At 73.1% G+C, this 1,369-nt stretch carries 2 protein-coding genes; both read left to right on the top strand.

Features of this window, described 5'->3' with window-relative positions; genetic code table 11:
- A partial coding sequence (locus IH13_RS0100715; RefSeq protein WP_031080086.1) for a sensor histidine kinase occupies positions 1 to 770 on the top strand: 770 nt, incomplete at its 5' end.
- Positions 771 to 796: 26 nt separating this feature from the next.
- On the top strand, positions 797 to 1,369 hold a 573-nt coding region (locus tag IH13_RS0100710), incomplete at its 3' end, for a glycosyltransferase (protein ID WP_031080085.1).

The following is a 1,369-nucleotide window of genomic DNA, read 5'->3' as shown; positions in this document are numbered from 1 at the left end:
GCCACGAACTGCGGACCCCGCTCGCCTCGATCCGCGGGTACGCCGAACTGACCCGGCGCGGACGGGAGCAGGCCGGACCGGACACCCGGCACGCGCTGGGGCGCATCGAGTCCGAGGCCGAGCGGATGACCGGCATGGTCGAGGACCTGCTGCTCCTGGCCAGGCTCGATGCCGGACGCCCGCTCTCCTACGAGAGCACCGATCTCTCGCCGCTCGTCGTCGACGCGGTGAGCGACGCCCGCGCGGCCGACCGGGCCGCGTCCGGACACGGGGCGGGGCCGTCCCACCACTGGCGGCTGGAGCTGCCCGAGGTGCCCGCGACCGTGCACGCCGACCCAGCCCGGATCCAGCAGGTCCTCGTCAACCTGCTGGCGAACGCCCGTACCCACACACCGCCCGGGACGACCGTCACGGTCCGGGTGTGCCCGGCACGCGGCGACCTGCCCTGGGTGACCCTGGAGGTCCGGGACGACGGGCCCGGCATCCCCGACGGGCTGCTGCCGCACGTCTTCGAGCGGTTCGCCCGAGGTGACGCCTCACGGTCCCGGCAGGCCGGATCGACGGGGCTGGGCCTCGCCATCGTGCAGGCCGTCGTGGCCGCGCACGGCGGTCGGGTGGAGGTGCGCTCGGTGCCCGGGGACACGGTGTTCGCGGTGCGTCTGCCGGCGGACGCGGTGTACGAGGGCCGGGTCGCCGGAGCCCCGGTGGGCGGCCCGGAGGGCGCCGTGGCGCACTCACAGGACGGCCACAGGCACAGCACACGGGTGTGACAGCGGGGTTGGCGAGTGTCGGTGTCATGCAAACCGACACCCCTTGGAGCACTCTGCCGGCCCGGGAGCACCTCCTGGCCGCGGCGGTCGATGCGGCCGGTGCTCCCGTACTCGACGTAGTGGTTCCCGTCTACAACGAGGAGAAGGACCTCGAACCCTGTGTGCTCCGCCTGCACGACCACCTGACCCGGACCTTCCCCTACCCCTTCCGCATCACTGTCGCGGACAACGCGAGCACCGACCGCACGCCCCAGGTGGCGGACCGGCTCGCCGCGGTGATCCCGCAGGTGCGGTCGTACCGGCTGGAGGAGAAGGGCCGGGGGCGGGCACTGCGCACCGTCTGGTCGCACTCCGACGCCCCGGTCCTCGCCTACATGGACGTCGACCTCTCGACCGACCTCAACGCGCTGCTGCCGCTGGTCGCGCCGCTCATCTCCGGCCACTCGGACCTCGCCATCGGCTCGCGGCTGAGCCGGAGTTCGCGGGTGGTGCGGGGATCGAAGCGGGAGTTCATCTCACGGTCGTACAACCTCATCCTGCGCTCCTCGCTGGCCGCCCGGTTCAGCGACGCCCAGTGCGGGTTCAAGGCGATACGGCGG

This window comes from Streptomyces sp. NRRL WC-3549, assembly GCF_000721935.1.
Lineage (GTDB): Bacteria > Actinomycetota > Actinomycetes > Streptomycetales > Streptomycetaceae > Streptomyces.
Note: the sequence above shows the minus strand (reverse complement) of the source record. Positions and strands in the feature narration are given on the sequence as shown.